The sequence below is a fragment of the Mesorhizobium sp. M0615 genome (assembly GCF_040320805.1).
In the GTDB taxonomy this organism is placed as follows: domain Bacteria; phylum Pseudomonadota; class Alphaproteobacteria; order Rhizobiales; family Rhizobiaceae; genus Mesorhizobium.
The window spans coordinates 269833-286401 of record NZ_JAMYQI010000003.1 but is presented as its reverse complement, the minus strand read 5'-3'; the positions used below and the strand labels follow the sequence as shown (position 1 = coordinate 286401).

Genomic DNA, 16569 nt, shown 5'->3' with positions numbered 1-16569 from the left:
ATTCCGTATCTCCTCATGTTCCCGAAAGAGGAAACAATAACCCCGAGGAGTTCGAACACTATGCGTAGAATCGCCACCCTTTTGCTCGCCGGTACCATTGCCGTCTCCGCCCTCGCCACAATCGCCTATGCCGAGAATCCGATGGTTGGCGGCGCCGCCATGTACGCCAACAAGAACATCGTTGAGAACGCCGTCAATTCGAAGGATCACACGACACTGGTCGCCGCCGTCAAGGCTGCCGGCCTGGTCGAGACACTGCAGGGCGCCGGCCCGTTCACCGTGTTCGCGCCGACCAATGAGGCCTTCGCCGCGCTTCCGGCTGGCACGGTCGAGTCGCTGCTCAAGCCCGAGAACAAGGACAAGCTCACCAAGATCCTGACCTGCCATGTCATCGGCGCCAAGGCGATGGGCGCCGATGTCGCCTCGATGGCCAAGGCCGATGGCGGCACCCACAAGGTCAAGACGGTCGGCGGCTGCGAGCTGTCGCTCAAGGCTGATGGCGGCAAGGTCACCGTGACCGACGAGAACGGCAATGTCGCCAATGTGACGATCGCCGACGTCGAGCAGTCGAACGGCGTCATCCACGTCATCGACAAGGTCCTGCTGCCGAAGATGTAACAAAGCCCCTGCCGCCGACGAACAGGCGGTAAGCTCCTGCAGATTGCGCGGCCCCGCCCCCGTGGGCCGAGCAAACGACCGAGCGCTCCATCCCGTCCGCAACAAGCGCGGAGCCGGTGTGGAGCGTTCGTTTGCAGGACAACCGTCACCGGCTTTTGATTTTCCAGTGGCGGCCAAATTTGGCAAAACAACCCGCAGGAGGATTTCTGTCATGAACCGTCGAGATTTGCTTTTGAGCGGCGCCGCCCTCGCTGCCGTGGCCGGCGCGGCGGCAACGTTGCGCATGGGCGGGCCCGCTAAGGCTGCCGAAACCTTCGAGGTCACCAAGACCGACACCGAATGGCACGCCATCCTGTCCGACGAAGCCTTCAACGTGCTGCGCAAGGAAGGCACCGAGTATCCCGGCACCAGCCCGCTGCTGAACGAGCATCGCAAGGGCATTTTCGCCTGCGCCGGTTGCGACCTGCCGGTCTACCCCTCAGACACCAAGTTCGAGTCCGGCACCGGCTGGCCGAGCTTCTGGCAGGAGATTGCCAACGCCGTCGGCAAGACCGAGGACCGTTCGCTGGGCATGACCCGCACCGAGGTCCATTGCCGCCGCTGCGGCGGTCATCTCGGCCATGTCTTCGATGACGGTCCCGCACCCACCGGCCTGCGCCATTGCATCAACGGCGTTGCGCTCAGCTTCAAGCCGGCCACTGCCTGACCGTTCGGCGTCTTTAGCGGGGTGGGGATTTGGAGCCGGCGTGACGACCGCCTCTTATCTCTTGAACTGGGGCGAAAACAGTCAACTTCAAGAATTGGCAGACGGCTTTTTATGCGTAGATTCCGCAGCCCCAACGAGAGGGCCAGAACCTATGCAACCAACCAAAGCACGGGCTCGCGACGGCGAGCCCAAATCGAGCGCCAAATCGACCGACGGTGTTGATGCGGACCGGCCGCGAATATCCCATTCCGTGGTGATCACCGGCGGCGGCCCGACCGGGTTGATGCTGGGCGGCGAGCTTTCCCTGGCCGGCATCGATGTCGCCATCGTCGAGCGGCGCGAGAACCAGGACCTCGCCGGCGCGCGCTCGGGCGGCCTGCATTCGCGCACCATCGAGATCTTCGACCAGCGCGGCATTGCCGATCGGTTCCTGTCGCAAGGCCAGACCGCACAGGTCGCAGGCTTCGCCGGCGTTTCGCTTGATATCAGCGACTTCCCCACCCGCCACAATTACGGGCTGGCGCTGTGGCAAAAGCACACAGAGCGCATCCTTGCCTGCTGGGTCGATGAACTTGGCGTCACGGTCTACCGTGGCCGCGAGGTGACAGGCTTCGTGCAGGATGGCGGCGGCGTCGATGTCGCGCTGAGCGATGGCGGGTCGCTTCGTGCCGATTATCTCGTCGGCTGCGACGGCGGCAGAAGCCTCGTGCGCAAGGCGGGGGGCATAGAGTTCCCCGGTTCCGAGCCGACAACCAGCAATTTGATCGCCGAGATCGAGGTAACAGAAGAGCCGCAATGGGGTATCCACCGCGATGCCATCGGAATTCACGGCCTCAGCAGACTGGAAGACGATACGGTACGGGTGCTGGTGACCGAGCGCGAGGTCGGGGCTGGCGGCGAGCCAACTTTGCGCGATCTCAGCGAGGCGCTCATTGCCGTCTACGGCACCGATTATGGCGTCCACAATCCGACATCGCTGGCCCGCTTCACCGACATGACCCGGCAGGCAGCCGCATACCGCAAGGGGCGGGTGCTGCTGGCCGGCGACGCCGCGCATGTGCATCCACCGGACGGTGGACAGGGGCTGCAGACCGGCGTGCAGGACGCGGTCAATCTGGGCTGGAAACTTGCCCAGGTGGTCAGGAAAACTGCGCCCGAAAGCCTGCTCGACAGCTACCAGGCAGAGCGCCACCCGATTGCCGCGCGTGTGATGAAAAACACCATGGCGTCGGTCGTGCTCCGTCGCGAAGACGAGCGCACCAAAGCGCTGCGCGATACAGTGTCGGAACTTCTCGGCATGGAAGAACCGCGCAAGCGTTTTGCCGGCATGTTATCCGGCCTGGACATCCACTACGATCTTGGCGAGGGGCATCCGCTGCTGGGGCGTCGCATGCCGGATCTCGACCTCGTCACCGCTGCCGGTCCGCTGCCGGTTTTCGCCCTGCTGCACGACGCTCGGCCGCTGCTGCTTAATCTTGGTGAGCCCGGCGCTTTTGGTATCGGCCCGTGGGTGGAGCGGATTCAGCTGGTCGACGCCAGCTACGATGGCGCATGGGAGCTTCCGGTGCTGGGGGCAGTCGAAGCCCCACGCGCAGTGCTGGTCCGGCCTGACGGTTATGTGGCCTGGGTCGGCGGCCCTGAAGCAGCCGGGCTAACCGACTCGCTGACCAAATGGTTTGGGCCGCCTGCCGCAGCATAGCGCGCCGGGTGTTCGACCAAGGAGCTTGATAACGATCGATGCTTAAGCGTGACCCCGGAAATCGGGGGTGATTTCCGGGGTCACACACGAGGGCGCCAGGCGGGGGGTCCGGCGCGCTCAATGGCCTCCGCCACCGCTGCCCGCGGGCGGCGCCGGCTTGGCGATGACCAGGGTGAAGACCGCCATGGTCGCGAACAGCACGGTCAGCATGGTGAACACATCCATGAACGACAGCAGCGACGCCTGCTGCTGGACCATGCCCGACAGTTTGGAGATCGCCGCCTTGGTGGCGTCGAGGCCGGGAGTCTGCTGGAAGTCGAGCGTCATGTTCTGCAGCTTGGTCTGCGCCGCCGCACTGCCCCATTCCACATGCTCGGCCAGCCTGGCGTAGTGGAAGGCGCTGCGATCGATCAGCACGGTGTTGATGACGGCAAGGCCGACCGCACCGCCGAGGTTGCGGGTCAGGTTGAACAGGCCCGACGCGTTCTTCAGCCGGTCCGGCGGCAAGGTGCCGAGCGCAATGTTGTTGATCGGCACCATGCACAGCATCATCGAGCTGCCGCGCAGGATCTGCGGGATCAGCAATTCCCAGAAATCCCAGTCGGCGGTCAGATGCGTCATCCACCATGTGCCGGCAGCGAAGCCGAACAGCCCGATCATCATCATGATGCGCAAATCCATCTTGCTCGACAGGATGCCGGAAATCGGCGCAGTGACGAACATCGCCAGGCCACTGACGAACAGGGCTTCGCCGATCATCAAGGAATCGTAGCCGCGGATGCGTCCGAGGAACACCGGGTAGAGATAGGTCAGACCGTACAGGCCGATGCCTATGACGAAGGAGAACAGCGAACCGAAGGCGAAATTGACGTTGGTGAAGGCCCTGAGATCGACGATAGGCTCCTCGGCGGTGAAGGCACGCCAGAAGAACAGCGCCGCACCGACAACCATGATGATGGCGCAGATGAACACGGCCTGTTCCTGCAGCCAGTCATGGTTCGGACCTTCCTCGAGCACATATTCCATGCAGCCGAGAAACGCCGCCATGCCGGCAAGGCCCCACCAGTCGAACTTGCTGAACAGGCCTAGATTGGGCTTGTCGAAATCGATCAGGGTCCAGGTCGTGACCGTCACCAGAATGCCTGGAATGACATTGATGAGGAACAGCCAGTGCCACGACATGGCATGGCTGATATAGCCGCCGACGGTCGGGCCGATGGTCGGCGCCAGCGTCGCCACCAGGCCGATCATCGGCGACACCATGGCGCGGCGCGACGGCGGGAAGATGGTGAAGGCGGCGGCGAAAACGCTCGGGATCATGCCGCCGCCGATAAAGCCCTGGATGGCGCGGTAGACGATCATCTGGTCGATGTTGGTGGCGGTCGCGGCCAGCGCGCTGGCCGCCGTGAAGCCGGCCGCGGCGCCTGCAAACAGCACGCGCGTCGACAGCATCCGGCTGAGGAAGCCCGACAGCGGGATCATCACCACTTCGGCGATCAGATAGGCGGTCTGCACCCATGGGATTTCATCGGAACTGGCGCTGAGGCCGGCCTGGATCTCGGCCAGCGAGGCTGAGACGATCTGGATGTCGAGGATCGCCATGAACATGCCGAACACCATCGCCAGGAAGGCGATGAGGCGGCGCGTCGAGATGGTCGTCGGTACCGCCGGCATGGCAGGCACCGGCGCCGCTCCTGCTGTTATGGTTGCGGTTGCCATGGCATTGCTCCCGGCGTTCGCTCAGTTCGCCGCGGCCGGAGCCGTGCGGCTGTCGACGGCGACAACGACGCTCAGGCCGGCGCGCAGCCTGCCTGCCTTCAGCACATCGGCCGGAACGTCGATGCGAACCGGGATGCGCTGCACCACCTTGGTGAAGTTGCCGGTGGCATTTTCCGGCGGCAGCAGCGAGAACACCGCACCCGAAGCCGGCGCCAGCGACGACACCGTGCCTTCGAAATCATGGCCGTCCGTGGCGTCGACCGAGACCCGCACCTTCTCGCCGGGCACCAGCTTGGCCAGCTGCGTCTCCTTGAAGTTGGCAACGATGTAGAGCTTGTCCAGCGGCACCACGACGGCGAGCTTCTGGCCGGGGCTGACGAGGTCGCCCTGCTCGACCGAGCGGTTGCCGACGACGCCGTCATAAGGCGCCTTGAGCACGGTGAAGGACAGATCGCGCGCGGCCTTGTCGCGGTTCAGCCGCAGCGAAGCCAGCGTGCTGGCCGATTCGGCGCGCTGCGCTTCGAACACGCCGATATTGGCCTGTGCGGCTGCAATCTGCGCGTCGGCGCCGACAAGGGCTGCATTGGCCTGGTCGAGAGCGGTCTGGGCGTCGTCCAGTTGCGCCTGCGTGCCGACATGCGTCTTGACCAGTTGCGCGGCGCGCTGCTGGGCACGAGCGGCATTGTCGGCTGCCGCCTGGTCGGCGACCTTCTGCGCCTGCGCCTGTTGCAGCGAAGCGTGCGCCGCCTTGGTCTGCGCGTCGATACGGTCGAGCGTCTTGGCCAGCGTGGCGATCTGCGCCTCCGCCTGGGCAACGGCTATTCTGTAGTCGCCGTCGTCGATCGTCAGCAGCGGATCGCCGGCCTTGACCTGCTGGTTCTCCGAGACCTTGACTTGATCGACATAGCCGGAAATCTTCGGCGAGACGAACGACATGTCGGCCTGGACATAGGCATCGTCGGTCGAGATCAGGAACCGGCCGTCGGTCCAGTAATCATAGCCATACCAGGCGCCGGCGCTGAGCAGAGCGAGGCCGACGATCGGCAGCATGAACGAGCGAGCCGACCGCTTCTTCTTGGCCGGCACCTCGGCCAAAACTTCGGCGGCAGGCTTGATGGGCGCTTCCGGCGCTTCGATAACCGGCGAGACCTTGGCGTTGGGAAAGGGGCGGACTTCGGCGGTGGTTGGCGTGTTCGAGGACATGATATCTCGCTACCGTAGCTACATAAGGAAAATGTGTTATACTGAACCGTTCGGTTCGATGCGAACGTTGACATAGCGCTAAAGCAGGCCCATATCAAGAGCAATCGAACCGCTCGGTTCGAATTATTTCGCGAGGTGTGACTTTAATGGCCGACACGTTACCCGACGTCGAAAATGATCGGTGCGATGTGCTGGATAGTGCGCGTCGCGGCCGCCCGGCGGCGGGCCAGGATCCGGTCAAGCGCAGCCAGATCATTGAGGGCGCGCGGCGCGTGTTCATCGACAAGGGCTTCGAAGCGGCGTCGATGAACGACATTACCCGCGAGGCCGGCGTCTCCAAGGGCACGATCTATGTCTACTTCGCCAACAAGGAAGAGCTGTTCGAGGCGCTGATCGAGGAAGAGCGCGGCACCATCTTCAAGAACATGTACGACATGCTCGACCGCGCCGACGATCTGCGCCAGACGCTGGTGAAATTCGGCAAGGTGCTGTCGATGAAGATCACCTCGGCCAAGGTCATCCAGGCGCAACGCACCGTGATCGGCGCCTCCGACAGGATACCGGACATGGGCGCGCGGTTTTACGAACGTGGCCCAAAACGCGGCCACGACAAGGTGGTCAAGTTCCTCAATGCAGCCATCGAACGCGGCCTGCTCAAGATCGATGATGTCGATCTTGCCGCCTATCAATTCACCGAACTGTGCCTCGCCGGCCTGTTTCGCCAGTGCATCTTCGCCTACCGCACCACGGCGCCGAGCCAGGATGAAATCGACCACATCGTGCGGTCGGGCGTCAGCCTGTTCCTGAAGTCCTACGGCACCGAAAAGCTTGCCGAGGAAGAAAGCCATCAGATGATCGCGCTCGAGGCGAAGTCCAAGGCAAAGGCCTAGTTAGCCAAAGGTCTTTTTTCGCAACTCCGGACGGAAAACGCTTCACACTTTTCCCGGAGTTGCTTTTAACCGCCATTGGCCGCCAGCACGATCGCCGCGCGCAGTTCGTCCAGACCCTCGCCCTTTTCCGACGACGTGGCGAGCACGAACGGAAACGCCGCCGGCCGCTTCTTGATCTTCAGTAATGTCTCTTCGATCAGCTGCGGCACGCCGGCGGCCTTGATCTTGTCGGTCTTGGTCAGCACGATCTGGTAGGACACCGCCGCCTTGTCGAGCAGCGACAGCACTTCGTCGTCCTTGGCTTTGATGCCATGGCGGGAATCGATCAGCACATAGACCCGCTTCAGCGTCACGCGGCCCTTGAGATAGTCGAAGACCAGCTTGGTCCAGTCGTCGACTTTTTCCTTCGGCGCGCTGGCATAGCCGTAGCCCGGCATGTCGACCAGCGCCATTGGCGGCAAGTCGGTGCCTTCGCCGGAAAACCCGCCCGGCACGAAATAGTTGAGCTCCTGCGTGCGCCCCGGCGTGTTGGAGGTGCGCGCCAGCCCGTTATGGCCGACGAGCGCATTGATCAGCGACGACTTGCCGACATTGGAGCGGCCGGCAAAGGCGATCTCAGGCGGCCCCTCCGGCGGCAGGAACTTCATCGCCGGCACGCCGCGGATGAAGATCCACCCCTTGGTGAACAGGTCGGTGCCGATGACGGTGTTGCCCAGCGCGTTCAAATTGCTGCCTCCAGCCTCGAAATATCGGCGCCCCGGATGGCGTTGAGGTTGCGGCCGATCTTGTCCACCGGCCAATTCCACCACGCCACAGCCAGCAACCGCCGCACCGTCCTGTCGTCGAAACGCATCTTCACCACCTTTGCCGCATTGCCGGCGACGATCGCATAGGCCGGCACGTCATGCGTCACCACTGATTTCGCCGCCACGATGGCGCCATTGCCGACCGACACGCCGGGCATGATCACCGCATCCATGCCGATCCATACATCATTGCCGACCACCGTGTCGCCGCGCACTTCCTGCGACCACGTCTTCGGGTCGAAGCCTTGCTCCCAGCCATGGCCGAAAATGTTGAACGGATAGGTGGAAAAGCCGGACATGGCATGGTTGGCGCCGTTCATGATGAAGCGCGCGCCCTCGGCGATGGCGCAGAACTTGCCGATGATCAGCTTGTCGCCGATGAAGGGATAATGATGCAGCACGCATCGCTCGGCGAATTTGTCCGGTCCGTCCGGATCGTCATAATAGGTGAAGTCGCCGATCTCGATATTCGGCGCGGTGACCAGGGGCTTCAGGAAGCCGACGCGGGTGTGCATCGGGATCGGGTGCTTGATGTCTGGGTTGGGTCCGTGCATGGCGAGATCCGTCGAGAGTGGCGCAAATTAAAGCCGCCATTCTAGATGGCGTGATCCGCCCTATAGCACCAATCGCCCGATGAGCGAGCCCTGCTGGGCTTCGATGTTCAGTTCGTGCCGCGGCAGATCACGATCAGGTCGACCGCAGCGCAGTCGCCTAAGGCGCCCTGAAACGAAAAACGGGGCCCTGCGAAGGACAAGCAGGACCCCGTGGTGGCGAAGACGGCTTCAAAAGAATGGCACCTCGCCGTGAGGTGGGGAAGGCAGACCGAGAAAGCCCGTCGCAGCCCGCCGTCATTCGCCGTTGCCTAAAACCGTTACTTCGGCAACAGCACCTTGTTGACGACGTGGATGACGCCGTTCGACTGGTTGACGTCGGCGACCGTTACCTTGGCGGCGCCGCCGGATTCGTCGACGATATAAAGCGCGCCTTTTTTTACCTCGGCGATCAGCGTGTCGCCGCTGACGGTCTTCATTTCATACTTGCCACCCATCGCCTTGGCCTTGGTCATCATATCCTTGGCGGAGATCTTGCCGGCCACGACATGGGCGGTCAGGATCTTGGCCAGCTTGTCCTTATTTTCGGGCTTCACCAGCGTGGCGACGGTGCCGGCCGGCAGTTTCTTGAAGGCGGAATCGGTCGGCGCAAACACCGTGAAGGGTCCCGCGCTTTCCAGCGTGTCGACCAGGCCGGCGGCCTTGACGGCAGCAACCAGCGTCTTGTGGATCGGCGAGTTGAGGGCGTTCTCGACGATGTTCTTCGAGGTCAGCATCGCAGCGCCGCCAACGGCGGGATTGGCGAGCGTATAGGCCGTCGTAGCTGCGAGGCCCGATAGAGCCAGGCCGGCGGAAAAGCAGAATGCCTTGAGGATGGACTTTGCCATTGGAGAACCCTTCTGGTGCGACAATTGTTGATTCGATTGTCGGGAAGAGTTACGCGGCGATTGCGGGAAAGTTTCGGTGCAGAGTAAAAAACGATAATGATAACAAATACTTAAAGGCGAATGCCCATTCCACGCGCCGCATCCCCGCGATGGACATGACGGGGTCACGGATCAAAAACAGCGGTCTTCGGATTAGAGCTGATCGGTGTTGATCGGCCTTGGCGGTACAAGCAGCAGCCACGCCGGTTGCACGCCGCAAGTTTCGCGCCTCACGGGAACGTGATGCGCGCCTCGTCCACAAAAACCCCGGACGAGCCGGGGCTTTGATTGCCGGAATAGCGCCTTCTATTCAGCCGGCGAGGGTTTCTTTCGGAACAATGCCGTCAGATTGTCCCATAATTCGATCTTGGCGCCCTGGCGCTTCATGATCACGCCTTGCTGCAGGATCGACAGCGTGTTGTTCCAGGCCCAGTAGATGACGAGGCCGGCCGGGAAGCTGCCCATCATGAAGGTGAAGATCACCGGCATCCAGGTAAAGATCTGCGCCTGCGTCGGATCCGGCGGCGTCGGGTTCATGCGCATCTGCAGGAACATGGTGATGCCCATGACCACCGCCCAGGCGCCCATATGCGGCAGGAAGGCCGGTGGCGCGAAGGGCAGCAGGCCGAACAGGTTGAAGACCGAGGTCGGATCGGGCGCCGCCAGATCCTGGACCCAGCCGAAGAACGGCGCGTGCCGCATCTCGATGGTGATGTAGAGCACCTTGTAGAGCGAGAAGAACACCGGGATCTGCAGCGCCACCGGCCAGCAGCCGGCGAGCGGATTGATCTTCTCGGTCTTGTACAGCTCCATCATCGCCTGTTGCTGCTTCATCTTGTCGTCCGCGTATTTCTCGCGGATCTCGAGCATCTTGGGCTGCACCTTCTTCATGTTCGCCATCGACGCATAGGATTTGTTGGCGAGCGGGAAGAAGAGGGTTTTGACGACCACCGTGGTGGCAAGGATGGCCAGGCCGAAATTGCCGAAGAATTTGTACAGCGTGTCGATCAGGTAGAACATCGGCTTGGTGATCCAGATGAACCATCCCCAATCGATCAGCCGGTCGAACAGCCTGATCTGGCGGTCCTGGGCGTAGGCGTTGATCTTGTTGACTTCCTTTGCGCCGGCGAAGATCTCGGTCTCGACCGTCGCCGACTGGCCGGCGGCAATGGTGATCGGGTCGGTGAGGAAGTCCGACTGGTAGCGCGGGCGGCCATTGTCGTAATAGGCATAGTGCGGCTGGAACGGCTGCTTCTCGGTCGGCACCAGGGTGACCGCCCAGTATTTGTCGGTGATGCCAAGCCAGCCATCGGTCGATTTGCTCGGCGTATAGAGCTTGTTCTTCTCGATGTCGGCGTATTTGTGCTCCTGCAGGCCTTCCGTGCCGGTGACGCCGATCAGGCCTTCATGCAGCACATAGGAACTGGCAATGGCTGGCTTGTCGAAACGAATGACGCGGCCGTAATTGGACAGCGTGACGGGGGCCGAGCCTGAATTCTGCACCGCATCGGAAACGGTGAACATGTAGTCGCCGTCGACGGAGATCGTGCGCTTGAAGGTCAGGCCCTTGTCGTTGGTGAAGGTCAGCGTCACCGGCGTCGCCGGCGTCAGCGTCGCAGTGCCGTCGACGCTCCAGACCGTTTCCGGGCCCGGCACCGTGCCGGTCGTGTCGCTGCCGACAAAGCCGATCTCGGCATAATAGCCGGTGGGCAGCGCCTGCGGATTGAGCAGCTGGATCTGCGGCGATGTCTTGTCGACCGTCTCGGTGTAGTGCTTGAGCTTTAGGTCGTCGAGGCGGGCGCCGGTGAGGTTGATCGAGCCCGACAGGCTCGGCGTGTCGATGTTGACGCGGGCCGTCTTGGCCACTTCCTGCGCGCGGCCTTCCGGCGTCGTGACATAGGTGCCGGGCGCGTTTGGAATGGCGCCGGGCGCTGCGGGCGCCGGCGTGCCGCCGGGGTTGGCGGCCTCGGCCGCCTTCTTCTGCTCCGCCGCCCGCTGCTCTTCGATGCGGGCCGCCTCGCGCTGCTGTTCGCTGCGCGGCAGCACATAGAAATATTGCCACAGCCCGAGGATCAGCACCGACAAGACGATGGTGATGTAGAAGTTCCGGTTGTTTTCCATCGAAAGCCCTTGGCCTATCGTGTTCCGCTGAGACGGCGGGAGAGTTCGGCCTTCAACTGGCCGAACGGAATGGTAAGCACGTCTTCACGCCCGACGATGACATAGTCATTGCCGGGCGCCATGTCACTTGCGGCATGGGTGCGCACGGCTTCTTTCAGCCGCCGCCTGACGCGGTTGCGCACAACCGCATTGCCGACCTTCTTGGTGACGGTGAAGCCGACGCGCGGCGGCAGGCCGTCTTTGCGGTCGAGAACTTCAACGAGAAAAAGCCGCCCGCGCCGCTTTTCACCGCGGCGGACGGCCAGGAATTCCGCACGTTTCAGAAGCCGCTTGGGGTTTGGTCCCACTGGCTTGCCGGTTGCGGGCAACGATCTCGTCTTCCGTTCAGGCGCTGAGCCGCTTGCGGCCGCGGTTGCGGCGAGCTGCGACGACGCCGCGACCACCCTTGGTGGCCATGCGAGCACGGAAACCGTGCCGGCGTTTGCGGACGAGTTTGGACGGTTGGTAGGTACGCTTCATTTGTTTTAATACCGCGGGGTGCGGCCCTTCTTGATTCTGTCACTGTGTAACAGGAGCTTTGCCGGGCCGGCATTGGCGCGATCGAAACCGCGCCGGGACGAATGGCCCGAGCGTGAGCGGCTTATAGAAAGAAGGGTTTTGGGAGTCAATCCAGCGCGAACGCCAGTTCGTCGCAGCGCGAACTGCCAGTTCGTCATGGCGCGACACCCCGTTCGTCGCAGCGCGAAAACCCAGTTCGAGGCGATCTTTATTGCTGGTACCATCGTCCAACGAAGGATGAAATTGGCAAAAAAGCCGCAATCGCCTAATCTCAACCGATCAAGCGTTTGTGAAGACAGGCCTTAATGAGCGAAGTTGCATCAGCGGATGAAGGGAGCGGCCCGGCGACAGCCGATGCCAGCCCGGCGACCGTTCGCCCGGTTGCGAGCCGTTCGGTGCCCAATCGTTCAGTGCCCTTGGCGCGCGGCCTGTCGACCAAGCTGCTCTTGCTCACCATTGTCTTCGTGCTCCTGGCCGAAGTCCTCATTTTCCTGCCCTGGATCGCCAGCTACCGCCTGGCCTGGCTGAAGGAGCGGCTAAGCACCGCTGCCGCGGTGTCGATCGTGCTGGTGCAGGGCGAGCCCAATTCGCTCTCCCGCGCCGCCCAGAACGACGTGCTGATGGCAATCGGCGCCAAGGCGATCGCGGTGCGCGACGGCGGCGTATCGCGCCTGCTGGTGGTGGCCGAGATGCCGCCGCAGGTCGACGAGCATATCGACATCGCCAATGTCGGCATGATCAAGGGCATGACCGGGGCGCTGGATACGCTGTTCTTCGGCGGCAAGCGCATGCTGCGGGTGTTCGGCCCGGTCGGCGACAGCGACAAGGAATTCGAGCTGATCATGCCCGACTATTCCCTGCGCAACGCCATGCTGCGCTATTCGCGCAACGTCGCCTTCGTCTCGCTGCTGATCTCGCTGTTCACCGCAATGCTGGTCTATGCCGCGATCGACCTGATCATGATCGGCCCGATCCGCACCATGACGCGCTCGATGCTGTCCTTCTCCGAGGCGCCCGACGATCCAGGGCGCATCATCCACCCGGCCGCCCGTGCCGACGAGATCGGCGTTGCCGAGCGCGAACTGTCGCAGATGCAGGAACGGCTGCAAAAGATGCTGTCGGAGCAGAAGCATCTTGCCGATCTTGGCCTCGCCGTCTCCAAGATCAACCATGACATGCGCAACATCCTGGCCTCGGCGCAGCTGATGTCGGACCGCCTGCGCCTGGTCAAGGACCCGACGGTGCAGGCCTTCGCGCCAAAGCTGTTGCGCGCGCTCGACCGCGCCGTCTCCTATTCCGAAGGTGTGCTCCACTATGGTCGCACGCAGGAGCCGGCGCCCTCACGCCGCCGCTTGCGGCTGCGCCAGCTGGTCGACGACGTCCACGGCCTGCTCGACATCGAGGACGGCATCGAATTCGTCAATGCCGTCGAGCTCGCCTTCGAGGTCGATGCCGATTCCGACCAGCTGTTTCGCGTGCTCACCAATCTGTGCCGAAACGCGGTGCAGGCGATGGCGGCCGACGCCGAGAGCGCGCTGGTGCGCCGGCTCGCCGTATCGGCCGAGCGCATAGGCAGCGTAAGCCGCATCATTGTCACCGACACCGGTCCCGGCCTGCCGGCGAAGGCGCGAGAAAACCTGTTCGCGGCGTTTCGAGGCTCGGCCCGCAGCGGCGGCACCGGCCTTGGCCTGGCCATCGCGCACGAGCTGATCCGCGCCCATGGCGGCACGGTGGAACTGGTCGAATCGATCGGCGGCCGCACCACCTTCGCCGTCACCATCCCCGACCAGCCGGTCCGCCTCGACCAGGCCCGCAACGGCCTGCGCCGCCCTGCCTGAGCTGTATTGATATTCAGCCGAAGCCGGACTGAGCTGAATCTCAGCACCCCTTTGATCGGCACCGTCGAAAGCAGCTGCGACAAAACTTTTGCCGGATTGGCTTGCTTTTCGGAAATTCAGTCGCTAGGGAACACGTCTTGTCGCGGCCGGTCGTCAGGATCGGTTAGCGGGGCTATGTAAAGCATGGCCTGTTGCGCGCCCGTAGCTCAGCTGGATAGAGCACCAGACTACGAATCTGGGGGTCAGGAGTTCGAATCTCTTCGGGCGCGCCATTTCCGCCGAATCTGCGATTTCCTGCGATCCGCTAGCCGGTCTTGGGCTCGCATATGAAGAGCAGGTCGCGGAACACGTTGCCGAGCACCGCCTCATCCGAGTGCTGGAGAACTGGACGCCGCCTATTCCGGGCTTCTTCATTTATTACCCCAGTCGTCAGCCTGACTGCGCTATAAACGCGCTGCGATGTTCTTGAAACGGGAGAGTACGCGGCGACCGTTATCTGGGCGCAGCGACGCTGAATGCTCATTCACGCCGCCGCGCAGCACGCTCACTTTTCTTCCGCCTTTCCCGGATCAGGGCCCAATAGGCCTCGCTCCAGCCAGATACCGCTCATTGTCAAACGGCTCGGCGTGGGTGCTGCCGGGCTCCACATGTGGCGGTGGGTCTCGGTCAGATTGCCGAGATAGACATGCAGCGCGCCTGAGCGGGCGATGCCGGTGTTGGCCACCGCGTGCACGGTATCAGGGGTCATGTGCACCACCGCGGGCGCCGCGATGTCGTGGCGTTCCGGCGCATCGATCTCGCTGCCGTCGACGGGATAGATGAAGTTGGTCTCGCTGCCCTTGTAGATGCCGATCAGCGCATCCATCAGATGGTTGTGCGGCGGGTACCGCAGGCCGGGCGACAGCGTGATGTGGTAGATGGTCAAGTCAGGGCTGGCATGCAGCAGCACCTCATCGTCGTCTTCCTCATGCGCGAGCACGCCTGATGCATGGAAGCGGTCGGTGTGTTCGCGCAGCACCGCCTTGACCCGTTCGATGGCATGAGCACCTTTGGCTGCGTTGACGATACCGGCGGTTACGGCGTAGAGAGGCGAGTTGGCGGCAAGAGACATTTGTCGTCATCTCCATTGGGAAGCTCAACCAATACAGCTGAGATGCTCAGGCTAGCGAATGCCGACAGACCCGTCAACCGGATGGTCGAAACGGGCAAGCAGACTACGCGGGCAGACTACGCGGGCAGACCACGCGGGCAGACCACACGGGCAGGCAGATATGGCTCTTCCGAAATCAGTGTCACCGTCCGCCGTCAAGGCGCCGTCGACCGCCGACATATTGCGCAGCGAGGAAGCTTATGAGCAGCTGAAGAGCGACATCGTCGCCTGCGTCCTGCAACCCGGCGAAAGCCTGACCGAAAAGCAGATCGGCGACCGCTACCAGATCAGGAAGGCGACGATCCGCTCGGCTTTGGCCCGCCTGACGCAGGAAGGGCTGATCAAGAGCGAGCCGCGCCGCGGTTATGTCATCGCACCGCTTAGCCTGCGCGACGTCAACGAGATCTTCGACCTCCGCAGCCTGATCGAACCGGAAGTGTTCCGGGTGGCCGCGGCAAACCTCACCGAACGCGGGCTCGACGACATCAGGCTGGCGGCGCAGAAGGTGCTGAAGCCGGAGACGCTGCGCAGCCATGTCGCCTTTCTGGCGGCCGACCGCGCCTTTCGCCTGGCCCTGGCTGAACTCTCCGGCAATCTGCGGCTGGTTCGCCTGCTCGACCAAACGCTCGACCAGTCGGAGCGTGTCCTCCATCTCGGCTTCAAATCGCGCGACTTCACGCAAGCGATCATCGGCCAGCAGAAGGAGTTGGTGCTTGCCTGCGAGCTGGCCGAAGTCTCGGCCATCGCAAAGCTTGCCCGCTCGCAGTGCCTGTCGCTCAAGAAGCAGGTGCTCGAGGCCTTGCTCGCCGGCTCCAAGCTGCAGGACGCCAATTTGCAAAGCTTCGCCTGAGGCGCGAAGTCCGCGCTCTCTGGCCGATGCTTACCCGTCGATGAAGCGGATGTCCGCATCGGCAAGGCAATAGGGCGCGTAGCGGAAATCGCGGATATGGCTGACCTTTCCATCCTGCCAGTCGACCAGCATGAAGCCGCGCACGGCGTCATCTCCCGCCTGCGGGTTGCGGATCAGGATGGCCGGCCTGCGGTCGACGAAGCCGAGCGACAGCGCCCAGTCCTGGACACGGTCGTAATTGCCGAAATAGTTGGAAACCTGCGCCTTGCCGCGCATGCGGGTGCGGTTGACGACTTCAAGCTGGATGTCCTCGGCGATCAACGCGCGCACGGCGTCGAAGTCGCGCGCGTTGAACAGGTCGACATAGCGGCGCAGGCGCCGCTCGTCACCGGCGTCGAGCTTTGGGGCAGGCGCCTGCTCGTCCTGTGACGCCAGCAGGCGCAGCTGCGACCGCCCGCGATGCAGCGCTGCCTTGGTCGCGGCCAGCGTCGCGCCGGACACTTCGCAGGTTTCGTGGAGGCTGAGGCCAAGCACGTCGACAAGGATCACGGCGCTGCGCTGCACTGTTGCCAGCTGCATGAAGCTTCGCAGGCTGGCGGCGGTGGCGAGCCTCGCATCGGCGCTTGCGGAGGGGTCTTCGATCGTCGTCATGTCGGTCTCGCTCATGCGCGCCTGCTCCCGCTGGCGCCGGCGCAGATGATCCTGCGCGGCATTGTGGGCTATGCGGAACAGCCATTGCTCCGGACGCTCGACCGCGGCGTCGCCGTCGATGCCTGCAGTGCCTTGATCAGTGTCTCCTGGACGATGTCCTCGCCATCGATCACCGAGCCGGCCATGCGGGCGCAGTAGCGGTGCAGCTTCGGTCGCAAGGAGCCGAGCATCGCCTCCAGGGCAACGCGGTCGAGTTTTGCTGTGTTCATCCTGTCCGTTCCCA

At 63.0% G+C, this 16569-nt stretch carries 17 protein-coding genes, 1 tRNA gene and 1 pseudogene; 8 read left to right on the top strand and 11 right to left on the bottom strand.

What is annotated here, in order from left to right; genetic code table 11:
• Nucleotides 1–60: 60 nt before the first annotated feature.
• The 3 genes from NKI46_RS06540 to NKI46_RS06530 all read left to right on the top strand — a co-directional run bounded on the left by NKI46_RS06540 (nt 61) and on the right by NKI46_RS06530 (nt 3023).
• On the top strand, nt 61–618 hold the full coding sequence (locus tag NKI46_RS06540; protein ID WP_023693011.1) for a fasciclin domain-containing protein: 558 nt from the start codon (nt 61–63) through the stop codon (nt 616–618).
• A 211-nt stretch (nt 619–829) separates the two neighbouring features.
• On the top strand, nt 830–1324 hold the full coding sequence (msrB, locus tag NKI46_RS06535) for a peptide-methionine (R)-S-oxide reductase MsrB (RefSeq protein ID WP_023703789.1): 495 nt from the start codon (nt 830–832) through the stop codon (nt 1322–1324).
• Nucleotides 1325–1475: 151 nt separating this feature from the next.
• Nucleotides 1476–3023: an FAD-dependent monooxygenase gene (locus NKI46_RS06530; protein ID WP_023750785.1), complete on the top strand. Its 1548-nt coding sequence runs from the start codon at nt 1476–1478 to the stop codon at nt 3021–3023.
• A gap of 117 nt (nt 3024–3140) precedes the next feature.
• On the opposite strand, the gene NKI46_RS06525 is transcribed toward NKI46_RS06530, so the two are convergent.
• Together NKI46_RS06525 and NKI46_RS06520 are read right to left on the bottom strand one after the other, a co-directional pair.
• Entirely contained in the window at nt 3141–4742 is a 1602-nt protein-coding gene (locus NKI46_RS06525) for a DHA2 family efflux MFS transporter permease subunit (RefSeq protein ID WP_023696025.1), read from the bottom strand.
• Nucleotides 4743–4763: 21 nt separating this feature from the next.
• Nucleotides 4764–5945, bottom strand: a complete 1182-nt coding sequence (locus NKI46_RS06520) for an HlyD family secretion protein (protein WP_023703787.1) — start codon at nt 5943–5945, stop codon at nt 4764–4766.
• A 146-nt stretch (nt 5946–6091) separates the two neighbouring features.
• Here NKI46_RS06520 and NKI46_RS06515 point away from each other — a divergent pair, with 146 nt between their 5' ends.
• The gene (locus NKI46_RS06515) at nt 6092–6835 is read left to right on the top strand and encodes a TetR/AcrR family transcriptional regulator (protein ID WP_023673241.1); all 744 of its coding nucleotides are present in this window, start codon (nt 6092–6094) and stop codon (nt 6833–6835) included.
• A 65-nt stretch (nt 6836–6900) separates the two neighbouring features.
• Here NKI46_RS06515 and yihA read toward each other — a convergent pair whose 3' ends face one another.
• The 6 genes from yihA to rpmH form a co-directional block, all read right to left on the bottom strand.
• Nucleotides 6901–7560, bottom strand: a complete 660-nt coding sequence (gene yihA / locus NKI46_RS06510; protein WP_023673242.1) for a ribosome biogenesis GTP-binding protein YihA/YsxC — start codon at nt 7558–7560, stop codon at nt 6901–6903.
• Nucleotides 7557–8195 carry a CatB-related O-acetyltransferase gene (locus NKI46_RS06505; RefSeq protein ID WP_352745378.1) on the bottom strand — a complete coding sequence of 213 codons (639 nt, stop codon included), beginning with the start codon at nt 8193–8195 and terminating at the stop codon, nt 7557–7559. The genes yihA and NKI46_RS06505 overlap by 4 nt, the downstream gene beginning before the upstream one ends.
• A gap of 317 nt (nt 8196–8512) precedes the next feature.
• A complete protein-coding gene (locus NKI46_RS06500) occupies nt 8513–9079 on the bottom strand; it encodes a fasciclin domain-containing protein (protein WP_352519059.1) in 567 nt (188 codons plus the stop codon).
• A 345-nt stretch (nt 9080–9424) separates the two neighbouring features.
• Nucleotides 9425–11239 (bottom strand): membrane protein insertase YidC, encoded by a 1815-nt coding sequence (yidC, locus tag NKI46_RS06495; protein WP_023736959.1) that lies wholly within the window; start codon nt 11237–11239, stop codon nt 9425–9427.
• Nucleotides 11240–11253: 14 nt separating this feature from the next.
• On the bottom strand, nt 11254–11607 hold the full coding sequence (rnpA, locus tag NKI46_RS06490) for a ribonuclease P protein component (RefSeq protein ID WP_023736958.1): 354 nt from the start codon (nt 11605–11607) through the stop codon (nt 11254–11256).
• 16 nt (nt 11608–11623) lie between these two features.
• Nucleotides 11624–11758 carry a 50S ribosomal protein L34 gene (rpmH, locus tag NKI46_RS06485; RefSeq protein ID WP_008833937.1) on the bottom strand — a complete coding sequence of 45 codons (135 nt, stop codon included), beginning with the start codon at nt 11756–11758 and terminating at the stop codon, nt 11624–11626.
• 344 nt (nt 11759–12102) lie between these two features.
• Between rpmH and NKI46_RS06480 the strand changes: the two genes are divergently transcribed.
• The 3 genes and pseudogenes from NKI46_RS06480 to NKI46_RS06470 all read left to right on the top strand — a co-directional run.
• Entirely contained in the window at nt 12103–13635 is a 1533-nt protein-coding gene (locus NKI46_RS06480) for an ATP-binding protein (RefSeq protein ID WP_023672265.1), read from the top strand.
• A gap of 195 nt (nt 13636–13830) precedes the next feature.
• Nucleotides 13831–13907, top strand: a tRNA-Arg gene (locus NKI46_RS06475).
• Nucleotides 13908–13939: 32 nt separating this feature from the next.
• Nucleotides 13940–14104, top strand: a pseudogene (locus tag NKI46_RS06470) (LysR family transcriptional regulator); the annotation flags it as partial.
• Between the two features lie 75 nt (nt 14105–14179).
• On the opposite strand, the gene NKI46_RS06465 reads toward NKI46_RS06470, so the two are convergent.
• Nucleotides 14180–14746: an autotransporter gene (locus NKI46_RS06465; protein ID WP_352745375.1), complete on the bottom strand. Its 567-nt coding sequence runs from the start codon at nt 14744–14746 to the stop codon at nt 14180–14182.
• A gap of 160 nt (nt 14747–14906) precedes the next feature.
• Here NKI46_RS06465 and NKI46_RS06460 point away from each other — a divergent pair, with 160 nt between their 5' ends.
• Nucleotides 14907–15635, top strand: a complete 729-nt coding sequence (locus tag NKI46_RS06460) for a GntR family transcriptional regulator (RefSeq protein WP_023672267.1) — start codon at nt 14907–14909, stop codon at nt 15633–15635.
• 30 nt (nt 15636–15665) lie between these two features.
• On the opposite strand, the gene NKI46_RS06455 is transcribed toward NKI46_RS06460, so the two are convergent.
• Both NKI46_RS06455 and NKI46_RS30935 read right to left on the bottom strand, forming a co-directional pair.
• Nucleotides 15666–16301 (bottom strand): nuclear transport factor 2 family protein, encoded by a 636-nt coding sequence (locus NKI46_RS06455; RefSeq protein ID WP_502896806.1) that lies wholly within the window; start codon nt 16299–16301, stop codon nt 15666–15668.
• A 53-nt stretch (nt 16302–16354) separates the two neighbouring features.
• Nucleotides 16355–16555: a sigma factor gene (locus NKI46_RS30935; RefSeq protein ID WP_502896804.1), complete on the bottom strand. Its 201-nt coding sequence runs from the start codon at nt 16553–16555 to the stop codon at nt 16355–16357.
• Between the last annotated feature and the right edge of the window lie 14 nt (nt 16556–16569).

Coding starts and splice junctions, on each gene's coding strand:
- msrB (WP_023703789.1), top strand. CDS start 830: ATGAACCGTCGAGATTTGCTTTTGAGCGGCGCCGCCCTCGCTGCCGTG.
- NKI46_RS06480 (WP_023672265.1), top strand. CDS start 12,103: ATGAGCGAAGTTGCATCAGCGGATGAAGGGAGCGGCCCGGCGACAGCC.
- NKI46_RS06500 (WP_352519059.1), bottom strand. CDS start 9,079: ATGGCAAAGTCCATCCTCAAGGCATTCTGCTTTTCCGCCGGCCTGGCT.
- rpmH (WP_008833937.1), bottom strand. CDS start 11,758: ATGAAGCGTACCTACCAACCGTCCAAACTCGTCCGCAAACGCCGGCAC.
- NKI46_RS06460 (WP_023672267.1), top strand. CDS start 14,907: ATGGCTCTTCCGAAATCAGTGTCACCGTCCGCCGTCAAGGCGCCGTCG.
- NKI46_RS06505 (WP_352745378.1), bottom strand. CDS start 8,195: ATGCACGGACCCAACCCAGACATCAAGCACCCGATCCCGATGCACACC.
- NKI46_RS30935 (WP_502896804.1), bottom strand. CDS start 16,555: ATGAACACAGCAAAACTCGACCGCGTTGCCCTGGAGGCGATGCTCGGC.
- NKI46_RS06515 (WP_023673241.1), top strand. CDS start 6,092: ATGGCCGACACGTTACCCGACGTCGAAAATGATCGGTGCGATGTGCTG.
- NKI46_RS06540 (WP_023693011.1), top strand. CDS start 61: ATGCGTAGAATCGCCACCCTTTTGCTCGCCGGTACCATTGCCGTCTCC.
- NKI46_RS06465 (WP_352745375.1), bottom strand. CDS start 14,746: ATGTCTCTTGCCGCCAACTCGCCTCTCTACGCCGTAACCGCCGGTATC.
- NKI46_RS06455 (WP_502896806.1), bottom strand. CDS start 16,301: ATGAGCGAGACCGACATGACGACGATCGAAGACCCCTCCGCAAGCGCC.
- NKI46_RS06530 (WP_023750785.1), top strand. CDS start 1,476: ATGCAACCAACCAAAGCACGGGCTCGCGACGGCGAGCCCAAATCGAGC.
- NKI46_RS06520 (WP_023703787.1), bottom strand. CDS start 5,945: ATGTCCTCGAACACGCCAACCACCGCCGAAGTCCGCCCCTTTCCCAAC.
- yidC (WP_023736959.1), bottom strand. CDS start 11,239: ATGGAAAACAACCGGAACTTCTACATCACCATCGTCTTGTCGGTGCTG.
- NKI46_RS06525 (WP_023696025.1), bottom strand. CDS start 4,742: ATGGCAACCGCAACCATAACAGCAGGAGCGGCGCCGGTGCCTGCCATG.